The following is a 22,982-nucleotide window of genomic DNA, read 5'->3' on the forward strand; positions in this document are numbered from 1 at the left end:
CAGGCGGCCCCGTGCAGCGGCTCCTTGTCGGCCGGCTCCAGGGGCGGCGCCTCCCGGGCGCAGACGTCCTGCGCCTTCCGGCAGCGGGTCCGGAACCGGCACCCCGACGGCGGGTCGAGCGGGGAGGGCCCCGACCGCGCGGAGAAGATCGTGGCCGCCCTGCTCCGGGCCCGGGAGCGGATCGTCCGGTGACCGTTATCGCACTATGACAGTGCGGCGGCGCGCTCCAGGAACAGGTCGCGCTCGCGGACGTTCCGGGTCAGCTCGGCCGCGCGCCGGAACTCGGCGGCCGCCTCCTCGGCCCGGCCGAGCTTGGCCAGCAGGTCACCGCGGACAGCGGGCAGATGCGCGTACTCCCGCAGGGCGCGCTCGTCCCGGAGGCCGTCGGCGATCTCCAGCCCGCGCTCGGGCCCGTACGCCATGCCGACCGCGACCGCCCGGTTCAGCTCGACGATCGGCGAGGGCGTGAGGTGGGCCAGCAGCCGGTAGAGGGCGGCCATGCGTTCCCAGTCGGTGGCCTCCGGGGTGAGCGCGCGGGCGTGGCACGCGGCGATGGCCGCCTGCAGCCCGTACGGCCCGAGCGTGCCCAGCTCCTCGGCGCGGCGCAGCGCGTCCAGGCCGCGGCGGACCAGGAGCCGGTCCCAGCGGCTGCGGTCCTGGTCGAGCAGCAGGATGGGCGAGCCGTCGCGGGCGGTCCTGGCCGGGATGCGCGAGGCCTGGATCTCCATGAGCGCGAGCAGGCCGTGCACCTCGGGCTCCGCGGGCATGAGCCCGACCAGTACGCGGCCGAGGCGCATGGCCTCCTGGCACAGCGACGGGCGGATCCAGTCGTCGCCGGCGGTCGCCGCGTACCCCTCGTTGAAGATCAGGTAGATGACCTCCAGGAGGGAGGCCAGCCGCGCGGGCAGCTCGGCGGGCGGCGGCAGCTCGATCGGGATCCTCTTGTCGGCGAGGGTGCGCTTGGCCCGCGAGATGCGCTGCCCGACGGTGGGCTCCGGGACGAGGAAGGCGCGGGCGATCTCGGCCGTGGACAGGCCGCCGAGCAGGCGAAGGGTGAGCGCGAGGCGGCCCTCGGCGGGCAGCTCGGGATGGCAGGCGGTGAAGATCAGGCGGAGCAGGTCGTCGCCGATGTGGTCGTCGAGGGCCTCGTCGAGCTCGGCCTCCGCCGACTCCTGGCGGAGCTCCATGTCCCGGCCGATCTGCTGCAGCTTGCGCTGGTAGGTGTCACGGCGGCGGAACTGGTCGAGGGCCTGGTGCTTGGCCGCGAGCGTCAGCCAGGCGCCCGGATTGTCGGGTACGCCCTTACGCGGCCACTCTTCGAGCGCGGCCACCAGCGCGTCCTGCGCCAGCTCCTCGGCCAGCCCGATGTCGTTGACCATGCGGGCCAGGGCGGCGATGACCCGGGCGGACTCGATCCGCCACACCGCCTCCACCGCCCGGTGCGAATCGGCTACCGTCATGCGTCCTGCATACAGCATCCGGCCGCGGACGTGGTCCGCGGCCGGATGGGCACCAGGTCAGGCCGGCGGGGCGAAGTCCTCGGGCCCGAACAGCCGCAGCACGTCCGATTCGCCCTCCCATCCCGGCCACAGGTCACGGTGGAGCTTGACGAAGCGGGTGGTCCACTCCACGGCTTCCTCCTTGCTCCTGACCTCGTACAGTGCGTAGCTGATCAGCTCCTTGGCCTCGGCGAACGGGCCGTCGCTGACGGTCAGCCGGCCCCCGCTCACCTCGACCCGCGCCCCCTCGGAGCTGGGGGCCAGGCCGCTGTTGTCGAGCAGGGCCCCGGCCTCGGTGGCCTCCTGGCCGAGCTTGAAGATGGCCTCCATGAGGTCGGCCGGCGGCGGCCCTTCGGGCTGGGCGTTGACTTTGAGGGTGACCAGGTAGCGCATGGTGAAATTTCCTTTCTCTATGGGTGGGGATGGAAGGTCAGGCGCGGGAGAGGTTCAAGGACAGTAGCGACAGCCAGCTCCAGACCGCCACGATGGCGGCGACGAACAGCAGGTTGGTCCAGGCGACGCCGCCGCCGCTCGCGATGCCGACGAAGGAGCCGAGGAACAGCGTGCCGGTGACGCGGGAGTACAGGGCCCAGCCCGTGCGGCCCTCACGCGACTGCCGGGAGGCGATGACGTAGCAGGCCGCGACCATGCACAGGAACCCAACGCCGCCGGCGGCCAGGTGCAGGGTACCCGACAGGGTGATGACGCCCGGGCCTTCCGGGGTCCCGGCGGGGAAACCCATCGCGGGGTCAGCGGGGAAGATCGCGGCGCCGATCATGCTGGCGCCGAACACGCCGACCAGGATCGGCGCCCACCGGGCTCCCCGGCCGGGCGCCAGGGCTCGGCGCAGGCCGGCGGCGGCGGCGATGGTGGCCAGGGCGGTGAGGACGAAGTTGGCGGTCTGGATCCAGCCGAGCTCGCCGTTGGCGAGGAAGCTCCACGGGTGGCGGGCCAGGTCGAAGCCCTGCCGGGTGAACGCCTGGGCGAGGGCGACGATCACGTAGAACGGACCGGCGGCGACGCCGCAGCCGAGGAGCAGGCGCTGGGTGGAGGTGGGTCGGGCGGGGGAGTGGGCAAGCTGCCGGGTCATGGTCGTCAACCTCGCGTCGGCGGGGCCGGCCCATCCGGCCCTCTGGACACGCTGCGAACGAGGGGAGGCGTTTTCGACACGCGCCCCGAAGTTTTTTCAAGATTTATTCGGCGAACATCCCCTGCCCGGGAGTCAGCAGGTGGCGGGGGTCGAATCGGGCCTTCGCGTGCTCCACGGCGGGCCACAACGGGCCGTAGTGGTCCTTCCAGCCGGCCCGCGTGAGCGCGACGGCGCTGACGGGATAGAGGTGGCCGCCGATGGCGCGGATGCGGTCGTACAGCGCGCGGTTGGTCTTGACCAGCCTGCCCACCAGCAGGGGATCGTCGGCGGGGAAGCACACGAGGCTGCAGAGGAACGCGACCTCCCCCTCCGGCAGGCGCACCAGCGGCGAGCTCACGCGGCCGGGGCGGATGGGGTAGAGCAGGATGCGCCCGAACTCGCCCAGGTCCTCCTGGGTCACGTCGGCGAGGAGCTCCGCGGCCAACCCGTCGGCGGCCGCGTCCGGGACGAAGGAGTGCAGCCACGGGTGGGGATGGTGCCAGGTGCCCGCCGCCCGCAGGTGGCTCTCGAGCTTGCTCAGCCGCAGGAACAGCTCCAGGTACGGCAGATCGACGCGCTCGGCCCGGTCGCGGAGGTCGGACAGGCCGGCCAGCGTCTCCTCGTCATCGGGCGGCGAGTCGGCCGAGTGACCGACCCCTACTTCGACCACGCACTGCCGGCCCGGCCGGATCGTGCCCTGCAGGAAGTCGACCCGGTCCGTGGACAGCAGGTGGCGCTGGTCGGCCGTCATCGCCCGGTGGTCCGGGTAGGACAGGGTGTGCAGGCGGACCCGTTCGGGAGCGCGGACGAGCCGGAGGACGGCCCGCGTGATGATCCCGTACTGGCTGAGCCCGCCGCGTACGGCGTCGAAGAGCTCGGGGTGCGCGCTCGCCGAGCACGTGACGACCTCGCCCTCGCCCGTCACCACCTCCAGCTCGATGACGTTGCAGCTCTGGAAACCGTGCCGGAACGTCATGCCGCCCAGACCGCCCGCGGAAACGGTCCCGCCGACCGAAAGGTCGAGATAGTCGGTGAGCACCGGCGGGGTGAGGCCGTGCGGCAGGGTGACGTCGAGCACCGACCGCCAGGTCGCGCCGCCGCCCACGGTCACGCGATCGGCCTCGACCGCGTGCACGGCGTTCAGGTCGCTCATGTCGATCACGAGACCGTCCTCGGCCTGCGCCCGGCCGTAGACGGAATGGCCCTGCCCGCGGGCGGCCACGGGCATCCCTTGCTCGGCCGCCCGGCGCACCGCGGCGGCCACGTCCGGGGCCGATCCCGGCCGGTACACGGCCGCGGGCCGCCGCCTGATCAGGTGCCCGAAATCGTCACTCGCGGCATCCAGGCATTCCGGCGCGTACAGCCACGCTTCCTTGCTCATCCCGGCCCCCGAACTCGGCGTGGTCACTCAGGGTCACCATACGTCAACCATGAGCTCGGCGGCCTTGCGGACATCGGCGTCCAGCGGGCGGTCGGGGTCGACCGGAGGGATCGCCTCGATCAGGGCGTCGAGGAGCGCCGCGCAGCCCGGAGCCGTGGGGCGGCGGGCCCCGACGTGCGCGGCCTGCCGCAGCCCCACCGCGAGCGATCCGCAGAGCAACCGCAGCAGGGCGGCCGTGTCGTAGGCGCGAAGGGCGGCCTGGGTGCCGAACGGCACCACGTCCTGGTTGTGCAGGTTGGTCGGCAGGCTCTGCATGCTGACCGGTACGGCGGCGTGGCGGATCTCGGCGACGAACGCGGTCGTGGCGAGCTGCACCCCCTGCATCCCGTGTTGACGGCCGGGCCCGGCGGCGAGCATCGGGGGCAGGCCGCCGTTGCGGGCCGGGTCGACGAGGAGGTCCAGCTGCCGCTCGGCGAGGTTGCCGAGCTGAGCGGTGACCATCGCGAGGACATCGGAGGCGAAGGCGGCCGGCTGCCCGAAGAAGTTGCCGCCGTGCACCACCAGGTCGTCGCCGGGGAAGAACAGCGGGTTGTCGCTGACGCCGGACAGGTCGGCCGCGACGACGCCGTCCACGTACCGCAGGGCATCCTCGGCGGCGCCCAGCAGCTGGGGAGAGCAGCGGATGCTGTACGGCTCCTGCAGCGCGCGCGTGCCGGCCGGGACGATCCCGGAAAGGTGCTTGCGCATGCCGTCGGCGACGTCGGCCGCACCCGGGTGGCCGTACGCCGCGATCAGGCGCGGGTCGAGGAAGCCCGGGTCGCAGCCCAGCAGATCGACCAGCAGGCAGGTGAGCGCCTGCATCGCGCGGTGGGCGGAGCGGACGCCGTCCAGGGCCAGGGCGGTCGCGGCGGTGGTGAGGGACGTGCCGTTGACCAGCGCGAGGGCGTCCCGGCCGTCGAGCGTCAACGGGGTCAGCCCGGCATGGTGGAGCGCCTCGGTCGCGGGCATCCGCCGGCCGTCGACGTACGCCTCCCCCCGGCCGCGCAGCGCCTGGGCGGCACAGGCGAGCGGGATCAGGTCTCCGCTCGCGCCGACCGAGCCGTACCGGGGGATCGCCGGTACGAACGTCGTCGCGAACATCGCGGCGAGCCCGTCGATCACGTGCGCCGAAACCCCGGACACCCCCTGCGCGAGCGACCACACGCGCACGAGAAGCGCGGCCCGGCTCACCTCATGGGCGAGATCCGGCCCCTGCCCGGCACCGAGGTGGGCCAGGGTGTTGTCACACTGGTCCGCCTCCTCCTCCCGGCCGGGGAACCCGACCAGGGCGCCGAAGCCGGTGGTCGCGCCGTAGACCGGACGTTCCTCCTCCCGCAGCACGTCGCGGAGGAAGTCACGGCCGCGCTCGACCCGGCCGCGGACGCCCGCGTCGACCACGACGGACACCGGTGCGGCGGCGCGGCGCAGGTCGGCCGAGCGGAGCGGGACGCTGAGATCTATGGAAACTTCGGCGGCGGGCATGCCCGGACCATAGGCGGTCAATTCTCAGAATCTTCTGAGAATTCGTCCGTAGCTTCCAGATCATGGCGCATGACTACCTGATCATCGGGGCCGGACCGGCCGGGCTGCAGCTCGCCGCATCGCTCGAACGTAGCGGTCATGACTATGTCGTCCTGGAACGCGGAGCCGGACCGGGCACCTTCTTCACCAGGTTCCCGCGGCACCGCCGGCTGATCTCCATCAACAAGGTGCACACCGGGTACGCGGACCCGGAGCTGCGGCTGCGGATGGACTGGAACTCGTTGCTGAGCGACGATCCCGAGCTGCTGTTCACCCGGTACAGCGAGCGATACTTCCCGCAGGCCGACGATCTCGTGCGCTACCTGTCCGACTTCGCGACGGCGGCCGGCGTCCGGGTGAGCTACGACACCGAGGTCGTCCGGATCAGCCGGGACGACGGCGGGTTCACCGTCACCGACCGCGGCGGACGCTCGTGGGCGGGCCGGCGGCTGGTCATGGCCACCGGCGTCTCCCAGCTGTACGTCCCGCCGATCCCCGGCATCGAGACCGCCGAACGCTACGACACGTTCGAGACCGACCCGGCGTCCTTCGCCGACCAGCGGGTCCTGGTGATCGGCAAGGGCAACTCGGGATTCGAGACCGCCGACGCGCTCATGGAGCAGGCCGCGGTCATCCACATCGCCGGGCCGCACTCCATCAGGATGGCCTGGCAGTCGCATTACGTCGGGCACCTGCGCGCGGTGAACAACAACTTCCTCGACAGCTACCAGCTGAAGTCCCAGAACACGGTCCTCGACGGCACGGTGGAGAGCATCGAACGCCGCGAGGACGGCCGCTACCGGGTGATGTTCCGCTACGCCCGCACCGTGGAGGCCCTGCGCGAGCTGTTCTACGACCGGGTGATCGTGTGCACCGGGTTCCGGTTCGACGCCTCGGCGTTCGACGACGGCTGCCGGCCCGCGCTGGTCATCGACGACCGGTTCCCGGAGCAGACGCCGGCGTACGAGTCGGTCAACGTGCCAGACCTGTACTTCGCCGGCACGCTCACCCAGCAGCGCGACTTCAAGAAGGCCACCAGCGGGTTCATCCACGGCTTCCGCTACGGGGTGCGCGCGCTGCACCGGATCCTGACCACCCGCTACCACGGCGGGACCTGGCCGGCCGAGCAGGTGGATCCGGCCCCGGACGCGATCAGCGACGCGATCATCGCCAGGGTCAACCGCTCCTCCGCGCTCTGGCAGCAGTTCGGCGTACTCGGCGACCTGGTCACGGTGGACGGCGCCACCGCGCTCTACCAGGAGGAGGTGCCGGTCGCCTACGTCGCCGGCGGCGGGTTCGGCCCGGCCCGGCACGCGTTCGTCGTCACCCTGGAGTACGGAAAGGATCACGACGCCGTCGACCCCTTCGACATCTCGGTCCCGAGGGTCGTCGAGAACGACGCCGTCAACGCCCACGACGCGAGCTACCTGCACCCGGTGGTGCGGCACTACCGCGACGGGGCGCCGGCCGGCGTCCACCACCTCGCCGAGAACCTGGAGAACCAGTGGGACCTGCCGGCGGTGCACCAGCAGCCGCTGGCCGTCTTCGTCAAGGAGTGCCTTGCCGACGCCGGCTGAACCGTACCCGGGCGTCGTCCTCGACCTCCTCGCCGCGGCCGGGGACCGGCCCGTCTTCGAGCACGGTGCCCGTGCCGTCACCGGCGCGCAGCTGCTCGGCCTCGTCCGGCGGATGGCGGCCGGGCTGCGCGCCGCGGCCGTCGGGCCGGGGGACGGCCTCGTCATGCTGCTGGGCGTCACCCCCGAAGCGTTCGCCGCGATCATCGCCGGGTACGTCGTGGGAGCCCGGGTCGTCGGCGTGCGGCCAGGGCTGTCCGACGGCCAGTTGCGCCACCTGCTCCGCCAGGACGTCGCCGCCGTCGTGACCGACGCGCCCGCCGGTCCGGAACACGCGCCGCGCACGCTGACCGTGCCGGAGCTGCTGGCCGCGCCCGACGACGGCGGCCCGCCGCAGCTGTCCGGCCGGCCGCACGATGTCGCCCGGCTCCTTCACACCAGCGGCAGCACCGGCACGCCGAAGGCGTGCGCGCAGACGTACGCCGCCATGAACGCGGCGTGGACGGCCCGGCCGCGGGCGTGGCCGCCGGCGATCCGGGAGCTGGCCTCCCGGCTGCGGCGCTACCTCGTGTTCGGGTCGCTGAGCAGCCAGGTGATGATGGAGTACGGGGTGCTCACGCTCGCCGCGGGCGGCACCATGGTCGTCGCCGACCCGCCGGCCTTCCCCGACGCGATCGTCAGGCATCGGGCCTCCGCCACCGTCATCACCGTGCCCCGCCTGTACAAGCTCGTCGCCGCGCAGCGTGACGACCCGGCCGACCTGAGCAGTCTCCAGGCGCTCATGGTGTCCGGGTCGCCACTGGCGGCGTCCCGGCTCCGAGAGGCGCTCGACGTGCTCGGCCCGGTCGTGTTCCAGGGTTACGGCCAGACCGAGACCGGCACGATCTCGATGGCCATGCCGTCGGACGTCCCTCCCTCGGTCGGGTTCCCGCCCGACGCCGTCGACGTCGTGATCCGGGATGCGGACGGCAGGCCCGTCCCGCCCGGCGTCGACGGCGAGCTGTACGTCCGCACACCCGCGCAGGCCATCGGCTACTGGGCCGAACCGGCGGAGACCGCGGAGGTGTTCGTGGACGGGTGGGTGCGCACCCGGGACCTGGGCCACTTCGACGAGGACGGGCGGCTGTACCTGGCCGGGCGGACGCGGGACGTCGTCATCGTCAACGCGAACCTCTACTACGCCGGCCCGATCGAGCGGGCTCTGGCCGCGTCCCCCGATGTCGCGGAGGCGTACGTGGTCGGCGCCCCCGACGAGAACACCGGCGAGGCGGTGCACGCGTTCGTGGTGCCGGTGGCGGGCCGGACCCCGGACCTCGGTGAGCTGCGGAGGCGGGTCGGTGGGCAACTGGGTGACGCGTGTGTGCCGGCGACGATCACCGTCATCGAAGAGGCGCCACCGGCGCCGAACGGCAAACCGGACAAGCGCCTCCTGATGACCGCGATACCCCGAGCGGAGGCTTAGCAGCAGGCCGGACGGAGCCGCTCACATGCCGCCGGGATGCTCGATCGACCGGATGACGGCGTCGGGGACGATCAGGTCCGCCTTCGGCTTGGTGGTGGCGATCAGATCGGCGTTGCGCTGGTCGACCTCCGCCACCCAGCTCACCGCGTGCTCCGGCGGCTTGCCGAAGCGGATGTGCCGGGTGACCAGCCGGTCCACGCGCTCGGCGTGGCCCAGATCGCAGTACCAGACCTCGTCCAGCCAGGGGCGTACGCGGCCCCAGTCACCCTCGTCGAGCAGGAGGTAGTTGCCCTCGGTGATGATCAGCCGGGCGGCGCGGGGGACCGGGATGCTGCCGGCGATGGGCTGCTCCAGGTCGCGCTCGAAGGCGGGGGCGTAGACCACGTCCTCCTCGTCCTCGCGCAGGCGGCGGAGAAGGGCGGCGTAGCCGGCGGCGTCGAAGGTGTCGGGGGCGCCCTTGCGGTCACGCCGGCCGAGCCGGTCGAGCTCGACGTCGGCCAGGTGGAAGCCGTCCATCGGGACGTGGGCCACCCAGTCGGCGGTGAGGCCAGGGGGTGGCTCCTGCCGGAGCAGGCGGGTGAGGGTCACCGCGAGCGTGGTCTTGCCCGCGCCGGGGCCGCCGGTGATGCCCAGGAGGGCCCGCCGGCCGCCCCAGGCGCGGGCCCGGGCGAGGAGGTCGTCCAGGCTCATCGGGCCGGGCTGGTGTGGAGGTGGCCGGCGATGAAGGCGCGGGCGTGCCGGGCGAGGTCTTCGCCGTCGTCCCACAGGTTGCGCCAGATCGCCAGGTCGTTGGAGAGCCCCTCCATCACGACCGCCGAGGAGAACGACTCGAAGGTGATCGGCCCCTGGTATCCGATGTCGCCCAGAGCGTGGAAGAACGCGGTGAAGTCCAGGTGGCCGGAGCCGAGGTAGCCACGGTGGTTCTCGCCGATGTGGACGTAGCCCAGCCGGTCGCCGACCTCGCGCACGGGGCGGACGAGGTCGTCCTCCTCGATGTTCATGTGGTACGTGTCGAGGTGGATCAGGACGTTGTCCTCGCCGATGTCGTCGGCGAGGCGCAGCGCGTCCCCGGCGGTGTTGATGACGTTGGTCTCGTACCGGTTGCAGATCTCCAGGCCGAGCGTCATGCCGTGGGCGCTCGCCTCCTGGGCCAGCCGGCGCAGCACCGCGACCACGTTGCGCCGCCCCGCCTCGGTGAGCGGGCGGCCGTACTTGCCGAGCGCGCTGTAGAGCGCGCCGGTGAAGTGGGTGCCGCCGAGCTCGCGGGTCGTGGCCAGGGAGTCGTGCAGCAGCTTCTCGCCGCGCTCGACCACGGCCGGGTCGTCGCTGGAGACGTCGGCGTCGAAGGCGAGGCCGCGGGAGCAGGCCACGCCCAGCCCGGCCGTACGCAGGGCCTCGCGCGCGGCGGCGACGTCGAGGTTCGCCGAGTCGTGCAGCGAGATCTCCAGCAGGTCGAAGCCGGTCGCCTTGGTCTTGTCGATCGCGTACGCCAGCGAGGCCGGGCCGGTGTCGCCGACCCAGACGAGAGCGTGGACGCCGATGGGGTTGGTGGTCATCTGAGTGGATTGCCTTTCTGGGGCGTCAGTTGCTGAGCGCGCCGGTGATCAGGGCGACGATCTCCTCGCCGGTGGTCTCGGCCGTACGCCGCCCGCCCACGCAGCGCCCGGACCGCATCACCCACACCTGCTGGCTGAGCCGCATGACCTGGGCGAAGTTGTGGCTGATGAGCAGGACCGCGTGACCCTCGTCGCGGAGTCTGAGGATCAGCTCCTCGACCCGGGCGGTCTCCTGCACGCCGAGCGCGGCCGTGGGCTCGTCCATGATCACGAGCTTGGAGCTGAACCCGGCGGCGCGGCAGATGGCCACGGCCTGGCGCTGGCCGCCCGAGAGGCGGCGTACCCGGGACTTCACCGCGGGCACGTTGACGGCGAGCGTGGAGACCATCTCGCGGGCGCGGGCCTGCATGGCGCGCCGGTCGAGCAGGGCGACCGGGCCGAACCTGCGGACGATCTCGCGGTTGAGGAACAGGTTCTGCCACACCGTGAGGTCTTCCACCAGCGCGAGGTTCTGGTGCACGGTCTCGATCCCGGCCTCGCGGGCGTCCTCCGGGGAGCGGAAGTCGGTCTCGGCGCCGTCGAAGACGATGCGCCCGCTCTGCGGACGGTGGATGCCGGAGATGCAGCGGACGAGGGTGGACTTGCCCGCGCCGTTGTCGCCGACCAGCGCGGTGATCTCGCCACGGCGCAGGGTGAGGGAGACGTCGGCCAGCGCGCGTACGCTGCCGAAGGCCAGGGAGACCTCGTGGGCCTCGAGCAGGGGAGTGCCGTTCTCGATCATCGCTGGAACCTTGTGAGCAGGGCGGCCAGCACCACGACGACGCCGACGGCCAGCGGTTGGTAGAACTGGGAGACCCCGAGCAGGGTCAGCCCGTTGACCAGCGCGACCAGCAGCAGCGCGCCGATGACCGGGCCGATGATGGTGCCCCGCCCGCCGAAGAGGCTCACCCCGCCGAGCACGACCGCGGCCACGGAGTTGAGCAGGAAGGAGGTGTTGGAGGCGGGTTCGGCCGCGCCGACGCGGGCGACCAGGAGCAGCGCCCCCAGCCCGGCCAGCGCGCCGCTGATGGCGTAGACGGCGATCTTGATCCGCCGGGTGCTGATGCCCATCGCGTTGGCCGACTCCGGCGAGCCGCCGGTGGCCAGCACGTGGGTGCCGAACCTGGTGTGGAACAGCACGACGTGCGCCACGATCGCGACCACGATCGCGATCAGGAACGAGTAGCCGAAGATCCCCACTCTCCCGGTGGACAGGGCCAGCAGCGCGGGGTCGATGATCGTGACCGGCTTGCCGTCGGAGAGGATCAGCGCCAGACCGGAGGCCGCCGAGAGCATGCCCAGCGTCACGATGAAGTCCGCGATCTTGCCCCAGGCGGTGATCATGCCGTTGACCAGGCCCGCCACCGCCGCGGCGAGCACGCCCGCCACGCAGGAGAGCGCCAGCCCCCACTGCGCCGTGTACGCCTGGCCGAAGACCACCGCGCCCAGCGTCATCGCCGAGGCGATCGACAGGTCGATGCCGGCGGTGGCGATCACGAACGTCTGGCCCACGGCCAGCACGATCAGGATCGCGGCGGCCAGCAGCATGGAGGTGATGTTGCCGGGGCTGAGGAAGGTCGGATTGAGCGCCTGGAACACGATCACCAGGACGACCAGTCCGACGAGGGCCGCCCACTCCGCCCAGAACCCGACGTCTTTCAGCTTCGCGGCCCAGTGCTCTCCGTCGCGGGCCGCGAGCGTTGCGTTTGCCATGTCTGTCACTCCTCGTCCCACCGGGCCGGACGGCCGGGCAGGACGGCGTAGGCGCTACTTGATGAGGGACGCGAACGGGTCGTCGTAGCTGCCGAACGGCTTGGGTGTGGCCGCCAGCGCCTTGTCCGCGTTCTCCTTGGTGACCAGCTCGACCGGGGCCTTGACGTTGGCGGGCAGCGTCTTGCCGGTCGCCGCCGCCTGGCACGCCTCCACGCCCATCAGCCCGATCGCGTACGGGTACTGGGCGACGGTGCCGTCCAGGGTGCCGGCCTTGACCGCGTCGAGCGCGTCCTTGATGCCGTCGACGCTGATGACCTTGACCTTGCCGGCCTTGCCCGCGTTGGCGACGGCGCGCGCCACGCCCAGCCCCATGTCGTCGTTGGCGACGAAGAATCCGGCCAGGTCGGGGTGCGCCTGCAGCACGTCGGTGGCGGCGGTGAGCGCGGTCTGCCGCTCCCAGTTGGCCGCGACGGTCTGCACCATCTTGACCTTGGGCCCGAGGCCCTGCTTGAAGCCCTCGACCCGGGCGCCGCTGGTCACGTCGCCCGCGATGCCGCCGATGGCCGCGACGTCGCCGCCGTCGGCCAGCAGCTCGGTCATGCGCTGCCCGGCCGTCTTGCCGGCCTCGACGTTGTCGGTCCCGATGTACGTCGCGAGCTTGACGTTCGCGCTCTTGGCCGCCGCCGCGTCGATCGGGCTGTCGATGTTGACCACGGTCTTGTTCTGGGCGGAGAGCTGGGCCAGGCCCTGGACCAGGTTGGTGCCGGAGATCGGGTTGACGACGTAACAGGAGAAGTCCTGCCCGGCCAGGCCGTTGAGCTTGTCCGCCTGGCCGGTCGTGTCCGTGATGGCGTTGGCCGCCTGGACCGTGACCGGCACCTTGGCCGTGGCGGCCTGGTCGTCCATGCCCTGCTTCATCGTCTGGAAGAACGGGTTGTCCAGGCCCTTGATCACGGCGGCGATCTTGGGTGTCGCGGTGCCCGCCTCCCCGGCCACGGGGGTGCTCCCGGTGGTCTCGCTGGAGCCGCAGGCCGCCAGCGCGAGCGCACCCGCAGCGAGAACCGCGCTGAGGGCCGCGGTGCGGCGACCTCGGGTGTTGGCCATCATCGGATGCCCCTTTCAGCGTCGATGGCATGACCGTAACCAGTGTTTCCGTTAGATTGCAACACTCCTTTCGACTTTTTATGTCGAAACATGGCTAACTTCCGTCTAGTGGGAGACATAGCTAGAGTGACCCGTATGGATGCACCGAGCCTGCCCGGCGTGTGGCGGGGAGCCAGCTCAGGCGAGATCCTCAGCCTGTTCCGCGACGCCCCCGACGGCCTGACGAAGGCCGACGTGATGCGCCACACCGGCCTGTCGCGCACCACCGTCAACCAGCGGCTCGACGGCCTGCTCGCGGCCGGTCTGCTGATGCCCGCCGAGGAGGAGGCGCGCACCCGTGGCCGCCCGGCGGGCCAGTTCGTGGTCAACCGTGACCGCGGGGTGCTGCTGGTGGCCGACATCGGCGCGACCGGCCTGCGGGCCGCCGTGTGCGACCTGGCCGGCGAGGTGCGGGCCGAGCGCGAGGTCCGCGCCGAGGTGACGGTGGGCCCGCAGGCCATCCTCACCATCGTGGACGAGCTGTTCACCGAGGTCCTGGCCGCGGCCAGGCGCAAGCCCGGCGAGGTGCTCGGCATCGGTCTCGACGTGCCGGGCCCGGTGGACTTCGAGACCGGACGGGTCGTCAGCCCGCCGATCATGACCGGCTGGGACCGCTACGACATCCCCGGCTGGTTCCGCTCCCGCTTCGACTGCCCCGTCCTGGTGGACAAGGACGTCAACGCCATGGCGTACGGCGAGCAGCGGCTGCGCTACCCGGACGTGCCCCACCTGCTCATGCTCAAGATCGGCACCGGCGTCGGCACCGGCCTCATCGCCAGCGGCAAGGTACACCGCGGCGCCGACGGAGCGGCCGGCGACGTCGGCCACATCCAGGTCACGGTGGACGACGTGGCCGAGCCGCCCATCTGCCGGTGCGGCAACGCGGGCTGCGTCGAGGCGTACGCCGGGGGCTGGGCTATCGTGCGCGACCTGCGCGAGGCGGGCCGCGACGTGACCACCGTGGACGACGCCGTACGCCTGATCCGCAGCGGCGACCTCGTCGCGGTGCGGCTCGCCCGGCGCGCGGCCCGCATCCTCGGCGGCGCGATCGCCGACACGGTCAACCTGTTCAACCCGCGCGTCATCGTCATCGGCGGGCAGCTCGCCCACACCGACGAGCAGCTCTTCGCCGGCATCCGCGAGATCGTCTACCGGCGCTCGCTCCCGCTGGCCACCCGCAACCTGCAGATCGTGCGCAGCGACCTCGACCCGCACGCGGGCGTGCTCGGCCTGGCGCAGCTGCTGGTCGACGGCATCTACACCCCCGCGCGGGTCCAGCAGCTCGTGGACGGCGCCGTGGCATAGCGAGCCGATGAAAGTTACAGGCTTTCCGGCGTGTTCGCCCAGGTCGCGATCGCCTGTGCTTGACCGGGCCGTAGCCCCGCGGAAAGAGTCGATCCGAACCTTTCTGGGTTGGGAGTCCGATGAGTTACGTTCGTCGCCGGTGGCTTGCCCTCCTGCTTCCCGGTTTCCTGGTCGTGCTCTGCGCCTTCGTGTCCTTGACGGAACAGTCCGCCGGTGCGGTCGCCGACCCGCCCGGCCCGGTGACCGGCAACGCCACCTACTTCGACGGACTCGGCTCGCCGTACGGCGGCTGCGGGATGCCCCAGGCGAACCTCGACTCGCAGGACTTCGTCGCGCTCAACGTCTACAACACCCCCGGCGACTACGCCTTCTACCCCCGGCCGCTGACGGGAGCCAACCTCAGCAAGGCCGGGTTATGGAACAACGGCCTCAACTGCGGCCGCTACGTGCAGGTCGAGATCAGCGACTACTGCACGGGCACCAACGACGGCGCGCCGAACCAGGCGTTCTGCCGCAACGGCTCCTGGGTCTCCGACGCCTACAACGGCGCGAAGCTGACCATGCTCGTCGCCGACAGCTGCGGTGACTCCAACGGCTGGTGCCGCGACGATCCCTACCATCTGGACCTGTCCAAGGACTCGCTCAACCGGTTCGTGAAGAACGGCGGCGCGATCGGGGACATGTACCCCAACCACTGGAACAACCGGCACGTCACCTGGTCGTTCGTCCCCGCGCCCAACTACAGCGGCGACATCAACATCGGCTTCCTGCAGGGTGCCCAGGTCTGGTGGCCGGCCATCTCCGTCTCGCACCTGGCCAACGGCATCCACGGCGTCGAGTACTACGCCAACGGCACCTGGCAGACGGCCCAGATGAACAGTGACATGGGCCAGTCCTACGTCATCGGCGGGACCACGTCGGGCGGCAGCCAGTTCCAGATCCGGGTGCGGGACGCCACGGACACGCTGATCAACGGCGGGCGCGTGTACAGCTTCTCGCTGCCGTCGGCCTGCAGCCCGCAGTGCGGCACGCCGTACACCAAGGTCACCTACACCGCCTCACAGGGCCCGACCTCCACGCCCACGCCGACTCCGACGGTGACCCCGACCGTGACGCCCACGGGCGGCACCGGCGTCTCCTGCAGCGTGAACCACCAGGTCGCCAGCGCCTGGCAGGGCGGTTTCACGGCCAACGTCACCGTGAAGAACACGGGCACTTCGACCTGGAACAACTGGACGATCACGTGGACCGCGCCGTCCGGCGTGTCCCTGGTCAACGGCTGGGGCTCCACCGTCACGTCGTCGGGCACCACGTGGACGATCAAGGCGCCGAGCTGGGCCACGAGCCTCGCGGCGGGCGCGACGGCCACCTTCGGCTACCAGGCCAACGGCCCGTCCACGGCCGCCCCGACCGGCATCACCTGCTCATAGGCCGGGCGGCGCGGTGGAGCGGCGCACGACCAGGCTCGGCGTGACGGAGAAGTGCACGGCGGTGGTGCGGCCTTCGATGCGTTCGAGCAGCAGCCGCCCCGCCGTACGGCCCATGACGGCCCCGTCCTGGTTGACGGTGGTCAGCGCGATGTTGGGATGGGCGGCCAGGCGGGTGTTGTCGTAGCCCGCGACGGAGACGTCGTCCGGGACGGAGAGACCGGCTTCGTGGAGCGCGGTCAGGACGCCTAGCGCCGACTCGTCGGAGCCCGCGAAGATCGCGGTCGGGCGCGGGGACCGGCTCAGCAGCTCGTGGGCGCCGCGATAACCGCCGTCCTCGGAGTACGAGGTCGCGACGACGGCGATCTCGTCGGCGAACCCGTGGTCACGCATCACGCGCTCGTAGGTCTCGGCCCTGATGTGCGGCTTGTGGTCGGCGGGTTGTCCCTGCTCCTCGTGGAAGGTGATGTGCCCGATGCGACGGTGACCGAGCGCGATCAGGTGCTCCATGACGAGCTCGGAGCCCGTACGGTCGTCGTCGACGATCGAGTCGTACGCTGGTGAGCGATCGTGCCGGCCGAGCACCAGGGTGGGGATCTCGCGTGCCACCCGCTCCAGCTGCGTGCGGGCGGCGAGTGGGGCGATCATGAGAATGCCGTCCACCTGCCGATCCATCAGGGCGTCGATGGCTCGTTCCTCGGTCTTGTTGCGGGTGCCGCCCTGGATCATGATCGCTTGGTAGTCGGACTCCGCGAGCTGCTCCACCAGGCCGCTCATGATCTCGGCATAGAACGGGATCCCGATGTGCTGCATGAGGACGCCGATGGTGAACGACCGTCCGCGCAGCGCGCGGGCAGCGGCCTGGGGACGGTAGCCGAGCTCGTCGATGGCCCGCTTGACGCGGTCCCGCATGGCCTCGCTGACCCCGTAGTCGTTCCGGATGACCTTCGAGACCGCCGCCTTGGAGACCCCGGCGAGTTTCGCCACGTCGGATATGGTCACTCTTCGTCGTCGCTCAGGCGCGACCATGGGCATCCCTTCTCGAAGCCGAGTCCCGCCGATTGTACGCCCGCGTAGACCGGTTTACATAAGAAGTGAGATGCGATGTCTCTTCTAGGGCATATGGCGTAGACCGGTCTACGTTTTTCCTTGACCGCTGGTGGCGTAACGGCTACGTTAACTCGCATCGGGGGCCCGTTAAAACGATTCAACGACCTGTAGGGGCACTGTGAAGACCTCTCACCGCATGCTCGCAGCGGGCCTGGCCGTTCTGACGACGGCGGCACTGACCTCCTGCGGATCCGACTCCGGGACGGCTGCCGACGGCACCGTCACCCTGTCCTTCCTCATCGACAACGGCGCGTCGACCACGGCCAGAGCCAAGGGGCTCGCGGGCGCCTTCATGCAGGCCAACCCCAAGATCAAGATCGAGACCGAGACGCGGCCGGGCGGCACCGAAGGCGACAACCTCATCAAGACCCGGCTCTCGACCGGCGAGATGTCGGACGTGTTCTGGTACAACTCGGGCTCGCTGCTCCAGGCGCTCAACCCGGCGCAGACCATGGTCGACCTGACCGGCGATCCGGTGCTGGCCGACGTGCAGAAGGAGTACTTGCCCGCCGTGACCCAGGGCGGCAGGGTGTACGGCGTGCCGTCCGGCAGCATGAGCGGCGGCGGCATCCTGTACAACCGCAAGGTCTACGAGCGGCTCGGCCTCCAGGTGCCCAAGACCTGGGCCGAGTTCATGGCCAACAACGACAAGGTCAAGGCGGCCGGGATCACGCCGGTGATCTCCACGTTCAAGGACACCTGGACCTCGCAGCTGCTGCTTCTCAGCGACTACTACAACGTCCAGGCCGCGGTCCCGGCCTTCGCGCAGGACTACACGGCCAACAAGGCCAAGTTCGCCACCACCCCCGCGGCCAGGGCCGGGTTCGATCACCTGGCCGAGGTGCACGCCAAGGGCTACCAGAACGACGGCTTCGGCTCGGCCACCGCCGAGCAGGGCATGAAGATGCTGGTCGAGGGCAAGGGCGCGCACTACGCGATGACCAGCTCCCAGATCCCGCCGCTGGTGGCCACGATGCCGCAGGCCGCCACCGACATCGGCTTCTTCGGCGTCCCCGGCGCCGACGCGGCCAAGAACGGCGCCACCGTCTGGGAGCCGCCCGGCGTCTACATCGCCAAGACCACCGAGCACCTGGACGCGGCCAAGAAGTTCCTCGCCTTCATCGCCTCCCCGGCCGGCGCCGACGCGATCAGCAAGGCCGTCCAGCCCGCGGGACCGTTCCGGATCAACGGGGCCAAGCTGCCGGACAACGCCATCCAGGCGGCCAAGGACCTCCAGGCCTACCTCGACAAGGGCGCCACCGCCTCCGCGCTGGAGTTCGTCTCGCCGGTCAAGGGCCCGTCGCTGGAGCAGATCACCGTCGCGGTCGGCTCCGGGCTGACGCCGCCCGCCGAGGGTGCCGCGCAGTACGACAAGGACGTGGACAAGCAGGCCAAGCAGCTGGGGCTGCCCGGATGGTGACCCAGCAGGACGCCGGGCCCCGCACGGGGCCCGGCCCGGCCCTGCCCCGTCCCCACGCAACGGCCTACCCGTACGCGCTCTACCTGCCGGCCGCGGTCGTCTACCTGGTGATCTTCCTGGTGCCGACGGCGATGGCCTTCTACTTCGCGCTGACCCGCTGGACCCTGTTCGACAGCACCTTCGTGGGGCTGGACAACTTCCGCGACTTCTTCGCCGAGCAGAACCTGCGCGCCGGCTTCGCCAACACCCTGGTCTACGCCGTGCTCACCTCCGGGCTGAAGGTGGTGCTCGGGCTGCTGCTCGGCGTGCTGCTCACCTCACGGCTGCGGCTGCGCGGCTTCCTGCGCTCGGTGGTGTTCTTCCCCGTCCTGGTGTCGACGGTCGCGGTCGGCATCACCTTCAGCGCCCTGCTCAGGCCGGACACCGGCCTGGTGAACAAGGCCCTGGCCGTGGTCGGGGTCGACGGGCCCGACTGGCTCGGCGACGCCGGCACCGCCCTGCTCTCGGTCGCCCTGGTGGATGTGTGGAAAGGCGTGGGCCTGGCCACGGTGATCTACATCGCCGGCATCATGTCCATCCCCCGCGACTACTACCAGGCGGTCGCCGTGGACGGCGGAGGGGCCTGGCACCGCTTCCGCCACGTCACCCTCCCGCTGTCCTGGCCGGCCACGTACTCGGTGATCGTCCTCTCCCTCATCGGGGGCCTGCGCTCCTTCGACCTGATCTGGACGATGACCCGCGGCGGACCGGGCTTCACCAGCGACACCATCGCCTCGATCATCTACAAGCAGTACCAGGCCGGCTTCTTCGGCCTGTCCACCGCGGGCAACGTGATCCTGTTCGTGGTCGTGACCGCCATCGTCGTCCCCCTGAACCGCTTCCTGGCCAAGAGGCAGGTGACTTCGTGAGAGCACTCAAGAGATTCGGCGCGGAGGGGATCGCGCTGCTCGGGGCCGCCGTGGTCTTCCTGGTCCCGTTCTCGTTCATGCTGCTGACCGCGGTCAAGGATCCCCTCCAGTCCGCGGACCTGGACTTCTCCTGGCCGAGCGAGTGGCGGGTCGTCCAGAACTTCCTGGAGGTGATCGAGGCGCATGACTACGTGCTGCTGCGCGCCTACCTCAACAGCACGATCCTCACCGTCGTTTCGGTCACGCTCGTCGTGCTCTTCGCCGCCATGGCCGCGTTCGTGCTGCAGCGCCGCGCGGGCCGGATCGGGTCGCTGGCGAACTTCCTGGTCCTGGCCGGGCTGATCATCCCGCCCGCGATCGTCCCGACGATCTGGCTGCTGCAGGCCATCGGCCTGTTCAAGACGCTGCCCGGGCTGATCCTGATCGAGGTCGCCTTCCACCTGTCCTTCGCGGTGCTGCTCTTCCGCGCGTTCGTCGCGGCCATCCCGCGCGAGCTGGACGAGGCCGCCATGATCGACGGCTGCACCGGGCCCGCCCTCTTCTTCCGGGTGATCTTCCCCCTGCTCAAGCCGGTCACCGTCACCGTGATCGTGACCAGCTCGGTGGCGGTCTTCAACGACTTCGTCAACCCGCTGTACTTCCTGCCCGGCGACGACAACGCGACCGTGCAGGTGACCCTCTACAACTTCCAGAGCCAGTACAGCACGCAGTGGAACCTGCTGTTCATGGACATCGTGCTGATCACGATCCCGCCGCTGCTGCTCTTCGTCTTCTTCAACCGCAAGATCGTGGCCGGGATGACCGCCGGCGCCATCAAGGGATGACATGACCTCTCCGCACGTCCACGCCCCCACCTTCGAACACCACCGCGAGCCGCTCGGCATCGGCGAGAACGCGCCCCGCCTGTCGTGGACCGTCGCCACCGACCTCCCCGGCTGGCGGCAGGCCGCCTACGAGATCGAGCTCGGCGACGGCACGGCGAGCGGACGCGTCGAGTCGGCGGAGTCGGTGCTCGTGCCCTGGCCCGGCGAGCCGCTGGGCTCGCGCGAACGGCGGGGTGCCCGCGTACGGGTCCACGGCCACGACGGCTCGGCGAGCGACTGGAGCGAATGGTCCTGGGCCGAGGCCGGCCTGCTGGAACCCGCCGACTGGCAGGCCGGCGCCGCCGCACCCCCGCCGGCACTGCTCGGCCCGCCCGACGGCCCCGCCCTCCTGCTGCGCCGCGACTTCACCCTGCGCGGCCCGATCGCCCGCGCCCGCCTGTACGTCACCGCCCACGGCCTGTACGAGGCCGAGATCAACGGCCACGCCGTCGGCGACGACGTGCTCGCCCCCGGCTGGACCAGCTACGGCCACCGCCTGCGCTACCGCACCCACGACGTCACCACTCTCCTGCGCCAGGGCGCCAACGCCATCGGCGCCACCCTGGCCGACGGCTGGTACCGGGGCCGCATCGGTTTCCTGGGCGGCACGACCGGCGTCTACGGCGACCGCACGGCGCTCATCGCCCAGCTCGAGATCGCGTACGGGGACGGCACGACGGAGACGGTCGTCACCGACGGCTCCTGGCGCTGCGCCACCGGGCCGATCACCGCCACGAGCCTCTACGACGGGGAGAAGCACGACGCCCGGCTGGTGCCCGCCGGCTGGTCCGCGCCCGGCTTCGACGATTCCGCCTGGCTGCCCGCCGACGTGCTCGCCCACGACCCGGCCCGGCTGGTCGCCCCCAGCGGTCCCCCCGTGCGCCGGACGGAGACGCTGAGCCCGGTGGCGGTGCTGACCGGCCCGGGCGGGGAGACGATCCTCGACTTCGGCCAGAACATCGCCGGCCGCCTGCGCATCCGCGTCCAGGGCCCGGCGGGGCACACCGTCACGCTCCGGCATGCCGAGGTCCTGGAGGACGGCGCGCTCGCCCTGCGGCCACTGCGCCAGGCTGCCGCGCTCGACGCGTACACGCTGCGCGGCGACGACGGGCCGGAGGAGTGGGAGCCCCGGTTCACCACGCACGGCTTCCGCTACGCCCAGGTCGACGGGTGGCCCGGAGAGGCCGGCCCTGCCGATGTCCAGGCCGTGGTCTGCCACACCGACCTGCGGCCCATCGGCGCGTTCGACTGCTCGGATCCGCTGCTGAGCCGCCTGCACGACAACGTCCGGTGGAGCATGCGCGGCAACTACGTCGACCTGCCCACCGACTGCCCCCAACGTGACGAGCGCCTGGGCTGGACCGGCGACCTCCAGGTCTTCGCCCCGACCGCGGCGTTCCTGTACGACTGCACGGGAGCGCTGGCGTCCTGGCTCGCCGACCTGGCCGCCGAGCAGGCCGACCTCGGCACGGTGCCGTCGTACGTGCCGTGGGTGCCGCTGAAGTTCCCGCCACGCTCCGCCGCGGTGTGGGGTGACGCCGCGGTGCTCGTCCCGTGGGTGCTCTACCGGAGCTCCGGCGACCTCGCCCTGCTGCGCAGGCAGTACGCCAGCATGAAGGCGTGGGTGGAGCACGTCACGTCCCTGGCCGGCGACGACCACCTGTGGAACGAGGGCTTCCAGTACGGCGACTGGCTCGACCCCGCCGCGCCCCCCGACAAGCCGGGCAAGACGCGTACGGACCCCGCGCTGGTCGCCACCGCCTACCACGCCCGCACGGCTCGCGTCCTGGCCGACACGGCGGCGCTGCTCGGCCACCAGGCCGACGCGGCCCGGTACGGGGACCTGGCCGAGGCCGTACGAGCGGCTTTCCGCCGCGAGTTCGTCACCCCGTCGGGCCGGCTGGCCTGCGACAGCCAGACCTCCTACGCGCTGGCCCTGACCTTCGACCTGCTGGAGGGACCCGCGCAGCGGGAGCGGGCCGGGCAGCGCCTGGTCGAGCTGGTCGTCCAGGACGGCCACCGCATCAGCACGGGCTTCGCCGGCACGCCGCTCATCTGCGACGCGCTCTGCTCGGTCGGGGCGTACGACACCGCCTACGAGCTGCTCACGCAGCGCGAATGCCCATCATGGCTCTATCCGGTGACGATGGGCGCCACCACCATCTGGGAGCGCTGGGACAGCCTGCTGCCCGACGGCACGATCAACCCGGGCGAGATGACCTCGTTCAACCACTATGCCCTGGGCGCGGTCGCCGACTTCCTGCACCGCACCGTCGCTGGACTCGCCCCGGCCGCCCCCGGCTACCGCCGCCTGCGCATCGCGCCCCGGCCAGGGGGCGGCCTCACGCACGCCTCGGCCCGCCTCGACACCCCGTACGGCCTCGCGGCCGTCTCGTGGGAGCGGGACGGCGAGACGCTCACGGTCACGGCGACCGTCCCCCCGGGGACGGCCGCCGAGGTGGACCTGCCCGGGAGCGTCCTGCACGAGGTGGGCGCCGGCACCCACACCTTCACCGTGACAAGGAGGAGCGGCGGGAGCGAGTGAGGGCCAGCCCGCTGAGGGCCACGCCGACCAGCCCCACCAGCAGGGCGATGACGCCCCCGACTATTCCGTAGCCGGTGCCCGGACCGCCCTCGGCGGCGGCCACGACCAGCCCGCCGACGACCGCGCCGGCCAGCCCCGCCGCCAGGGCCACGACGGCCCTGGCACGACCGGTGGAGCGGGCCAGGGCCAGCCCGCCGAGGACCACGCCGACCAGCCCCAGCGCGATGGCCACCAAGGACCAGAGACGCCCGGGGGTCAGGTCATAGGCGCTGACGTCCGGGGCTGTGGCGAGCAGATGACGGATGATCATGAGGTGCTCCTTCTCCTACGACCGGATGTCGAGCATGT

General features: G+C 71.4%; 21 protein-coding genes. 9 read left to right on the forward strand and 12 right to left on the reverse strand.

Annotation, left to right across the window (positions count from 1 at the left end; genetic code table 11):
- The first annotated feature begins 24 nt into the window (after positions 1-24).
- The gene (locus ACWEPL_RS32770) at positions 25-192 is read left to right on the forward strand and encodes a hypothetical protein (protein WP_452438470.1); all 168 of its coding nucleotides are present in this window, start codon (positions 25-27) and stop codon (positions 190-192) included.
- A gap of 11 nt (positions 193-203) precedes the next feature.
- Here ACWEPL_RS32770 and ACWEPL_RS32775 read toward each other — a convergent pair whose 3' ends face one another.
- The 5 genes from ACWEPL_RS32775 to ACWEPL_RS32795 form a co-directional block, all read right to left on the reverse strand.
- Complete coding sequence (locus ACWEPL_RS32775; RefSeq protein WP_363978352.1) at positions 204-1,460, reverse strand: RNA polymerase sigma factor; 1,257 nt, start codon at positions 1,458-1,460, stop codon at positions 204-206.
- A 57-nt stretch (positions 1,461-1,517) separates the two neighbouring features.
- The gene (locus tag ACWEPL_RS32780) at positions 1,518-1,892 is read right to left on the reverse strand and encodes a YciI family protein (RefSeq protein WP_350723308.1); all 375 of its coding nucleotides are present in this window, start codon (positions 1,890-1,892) and stop codon (positions 1,518-1,520) included.
- Between the two features lie 37 nt (positions 1,893-1,929).
- A complete protein-coding gene (locus ACWEPL_RS32785; RefSeq protein ID WP_363978355.1) occupies positions 1,930-2,589 on the reverse strand; it encodes a DUF998 domain-containing protein in 660 nt (219 codons plus the stop codon).
- 103 nt (positions 2,590-2,692) lie between these two features.
- Positions 2,693-4,009, reverse strand: a complete 1,317-nt coding sequence (locus ACWEPL_RS32790) for an FAD-binding protein (protein WP_452438471.1) — start codon at positions 4,007-4,009, stop codon at positions 2,693-2,695.
- Between the two features lie 33 nt (positions 4,010-4,042).
- The gene (locus tag ACWEPL_RS32795) at positions 4,043-5,530 is read right to left on the reverse strand and encodes an aromatic amino acid ammonia-lyase (protein WP_452438472.1); all 1,488 of its coding nucleotides are present in this window, start codon (positions 5,528-5,530) and stop codon (positions 4,043-4,045) included.
- Positions 5,531-5,592: 62 nt separating this feature from the next.
- Here ACWEPL_RS32795 and ACWEPL_RS32800 point away from each other — a divergent pair, with 62 nt between their 5' ends.
- Both ACWEPL_RS32800 and ACWEPL_RS32805 read left to right on the forward strand, forming a co-directional pair.
- Positions 5,593-7,146, forward strand: coding sequence for an NAD(P)-binding domain-containing protein (locus tag ACWEPL_RS32800; RefSeq protein ID WP_452438473.1), 1,554 nt, complete (start codon positions 5,593-5,595; stop codon positions 7,144-7,146).
- Positions 7,130-8,605, forward strand: a complete 1,476-nt coding sequence (locus ACWEPL_RS32805) for a class I adenylate-forming enzyme family protein (RefSeq protein ID WP_452438474.1) — start codon at positions 7,130-7,132, stop codon at positions 8,603-8,605. Before ACWEPL_RS32800 ends, ACWEPL_RS32805 begins: the two co-directional genes overlap by 17 nt.
- 21 nt (positions 8,606-8,626) lie before the next feature.
- On the opposite strand, the gene ACWEPL_RS32810 is transcribed toward ACWEPL_RS32805, so the two are convergent.
- From ACWEPL_RS32810 to ACWEPL_RS32830, 5 genes are read right to left on the reverse strand one after another with little or no spacing between them, the layout of a single operon-like run.
- Positions 8,627-9,295 carry a nucleoside/nucleotide kinase family protein gene (locus tag ACWEPL_RS32810; RefSeq protein WP_355193995.1) on the reverse strand — a complete coding sequence of 223 codons (669 nt, stop codon included), beginning with the start codon at positions 9,293-9,295 and terminating at the stop codon, positions 8,627-8,629.
- Complete coding sequence (locus ACWEPL_RS32815) at positions 9,292-10,161, reverse strand: sugar phosphate isomerase/epimerase family protein (RefSeq protein WP_363978373.1); 870 nt, start codon at positions 10,159-10,161, stop codon at positions 9,292-9,294. Before ACWEPL_RS32815 ends, ACWEPL_RS32810 begins: the two co-directional genes overlap by 4 nt.
- A gap of 25 nt (positions 10,162-10,186) precedes the next feature.
- Positions 10,187-10,942: an ATP-binding cassette domain-containing protein gene (locus tag ACWEPL_RS32820; RefSeq protein WP_363978376.1), complete on the reverse strand. Its 756-nt coding sequence runs from the start codon at positions 10,940-10,942 to the stop codon at positions 10,187-10,189.
- Positions 10,939-11,913: an ABC transporter permease gene (locus tag ACWEPL_RS32825; protein ID WP_350723292.1), complete on the reverse strand. Its 975-nt coding sequence runs from the start codon at positions 11,911-11,913 to the stop codon at positions 10,939-10,941. Before ACWEPL_RS32825 ends, ACWEPL_RS32820 begins: the two co-directional genes overlap by 4 nt.
- A gap of 54 nt (positions 11,914-11,967) precedes the next feature.
- Positions 11,968-13,020, reverse strand: coding sequence for a sugar ABC transporter substrate-binding protein (locus tag ACWEPL_RS32830; protein WP_355194000.1), 1,053 nt, complete (start codon positions 13,018-13,020; stop codon positions 11,968-11,970).
- 132 nt (positions 13,021-13,152) lie between these two features.
- On the opposite strand from ACWEPL_RS32830, the gene ACWEPL_RS32835 reads away from it, so the two are divergent.
- Both ACWEPL_RS32835 and ACWEPL_RS32840 read left to right on the forward strand, forming a co-directional pair.
- Positions 13,153-14,361 (forward strand): ROK family protein, encoded by a 1,209-nt coding sequence (locus ACWEPL_RS32835; protein ID WP_452438475.1) that lies wholly within the window; start codon positions 13,153-13,155, stop codon positions 14,359-14,361.
- 119 nt (positions 14,362-14,480) lie between these two features.
- On the forward strand, positions 14,481-15,791 hold the full coding sequence (locus ACWEPL_RS32840; protein WP_452438476.1) for a cellulose binding domain-containing protein: 1,311 nt from the start codon (positions 14,481-14,483) through the stop codon (positions 15,789-15,791).
- On the opposite strand, the gene ACWEPL_RS32845 is transcribed toward ACWEPL_RS32840, so the two are convergent.
- A complete protein-coding gene (locus tag ACWEPL_RS32845; RefSeq protein ID WP_452438477.1) occupies positions 15,786-16,775 on the reverse strand; it encodes a LacI family DNA-binding transcriptional regulator in 990 nt (329 codons plus the stop codon). The two genes, ACWEPL_RS32840 and ACWEPL_RS32845, sit on opposite strands and share 6 nt — an antisense overlap.
- A 241-nt stretch (positions 16,776-17,016) precedes the next feature.
- Between ACWEPL_RS32845 and ACWEPL_RS32850 the strand changes: the two genes are divergently transcribed.
- Genes ACWEPL_RS32850 through ACWEPL_RS32865 form a run of 4 tightly spaced genes read left to right on the forward strand, consistent with a single transcriptional unit; the run spans position 17,017 to position 22,634 of the window.
- Positions 17,017-18,318 (forward strand): ABC transporter substrate-binding protein, encoded by a 1,302-nt coding sequence (locus ACWEPL_RS32850; RefSeq protein WP_452438478.1) that lies wholly within the window; start codon positions 17,017-17,019, stop codon positions 18,316-18,318.
- Positions 18,312-19,226, forward strand: a complete 915-nt coding sequence (locus tag ACWEPL_RS32855; protein WP_452438479.1) for a carbohydrate ABC transporter permease — start codon at positions 18,312-18,314, stop codon at positions 19,224-19,226. The genes ACWEPL_RS32850 and ACWEPL_RS32855 overlap by 7 nt, the downstream gene beginning before the upstream one ends.
- Positions 19,223-20,050: a carbohydrate ABC transporter permease gene (locus ACWEPL_RS32860; protein WP_363978396.1), complete on the forward strand. Its 828-nt coding sequence runs from the start codon at positions 19,223-19,225 to the stop codon at positions 20,048-20,050. Before ACWEPL_RS32855 ends, ACWEPL_RS32860 begins: the two co-directional genes overlap by 4 nt.
- Position 20,051: 1 nt before the next feature.
- Positions 20,052-22,634: a family 78 glycoside hydrolase catalytic domain gene (locus ACWEPL_RS32865; protein WP_452438480.1), complete on the forward strand. Its 2,583-nt coding sequence runs from the start codon at positions 20,052-20,054 to the stop codon at positions 22,632-22,634.
- On the opposite strand, the gene ACWEPL_RS32870 is transcribed toward ACWEPL_RS32865, so the two are convergent.
- On the reverse strand, positions 22,600-22,944 hold the full coding sequence (locus ACWEPL_RS32870) for a DUF6223 family protein (protein WP_452438481.1): 345 nt from the start codon (positions 22,942-22,944) through the stop codon (positions 22,600-22,602). The two genes, ACWEPL_RS32865 and ACWEPL_RS32870, sit on opposite strands and share 35 nt — an antisense overlap.
- Positions 22,945-22,982 lie beyond the last annotated feature (38 nt).

Source organism: Nonomuraea sp. NPDC004186, assembly GCF_053603495.1.

Coding starts and splice junctions, on each gene's coding strand:
- ACWEPL_RS32775 (WP_363978352.1), bottom strand. CDS start 1,460: ATGACGGTAGCCGATTCGCACCGGGCGGTGGAGGCGGTGTGGCGGATC.
- ACWEPL_RS32780 (WP_350723308.1), bottom strand. CDS start 1,892: ATGCGCTACCTGGTCACCCTCAAAGTCAACGCCCAGCCCGAAGGGCCG.
- ACWEPL_RS32785 (WP_363978355.1), bottom strand. CDS start 2,589: ATGACCCGGCAGCTTGCCCACTCCCCCGCCCGACCCACCTCCACCCAG.
- ACWEPL_RS32790 (WP_452438471.1), bottom strand. CDS start 4,009: ATGAGCAAGGAAGCGTGGCTGTACGCGCCGGAATGCCTGGATGCCGCG.
- ACWEPL_RS32795 (WP_452438472.1), bottom strand. CDS start 5,530: ATGCCCGCCGCCGAAGTTTCCATAGATCTCAGCGTCCCGCTCCGCTCG.
- ACWEPL_RS32800 (WP_452438473.1), top strand. CDS start 5,593: ATGGCGCATGACTACCTGATCATCGGGGCCGGACCGGCCGGGCTGCAG.
- ACWEPL_RS32810 (WP_355193995.1), bottom strand. CDS start 9,295: ATGAGCCTGGACGACCTCCTCGCCCGGGCCCGCGCCTGGGGCGGCCGG.
- ACWEPL_RS32815 (WP_363978373.1), bottom strand. CDS start 10,161: ATGACCACCAACCCCATCGGCGTCCACGCTCTCGTCTGGGTCGGCGAC.
- ACWEPL_RS32820 (WP_363978376.1), bottom strand. CDS start 10,942: ATGATCGAGAACGGCACTCCCCTGCTCGAGGCCCACGAGGTCTCCCTG.
- ACWEPL_RS32825 (WP_350723292.1), bottom strand. CDS start 11,913: ATGGCAAACGCAACGCTCGCGGCCCGCGACGGAGAGCACTGGGCCGCG.
- ACWEPL_RS32830 (WP_355194000.1), bottom strand. CDS start 13,020: ATGATGGCCAACACCCGAGGTCGCCGCACCGCGGCCCTCAGCGCGGTT.
- ACWEPL_RS32835 (WP_452438475.1), top strand. CDS start 13,153: ATGGATGCACCGAGCCTGCCCGGCGTGTGGCGGGGAGCCAGCTCAGGC.
- ACWEPL_RS32840 (WP_452438476.1), top strand. CDS start 14,481: ATGAGTTACGTTCGTCGCCGGTGGCTTGCCCTCCTGCTTCCCGGTTTC.
- ACWEPL_RS32855 (WP_452438479.1), top strand. CDS start 18,312: ATGGTGACCCAGCAGGACGCCGGGCCCCGCACGGGGCCCGGCCCGGCC.
- ACWEPL_RS32865 (WP_452438480.1), top strand. CDS start 20,052: ATGACCTCTCCGCACGTCCACGCCCCCACCTTCGAACACCACCGCGAG.
- ACWEPL_RS32870 (WP_452438481.1), bottom strand. CDS start 22,944: ATGATCATCCGTCATCTGCTCGCCACAGCCCCGGACGTCAGCGCCTAT.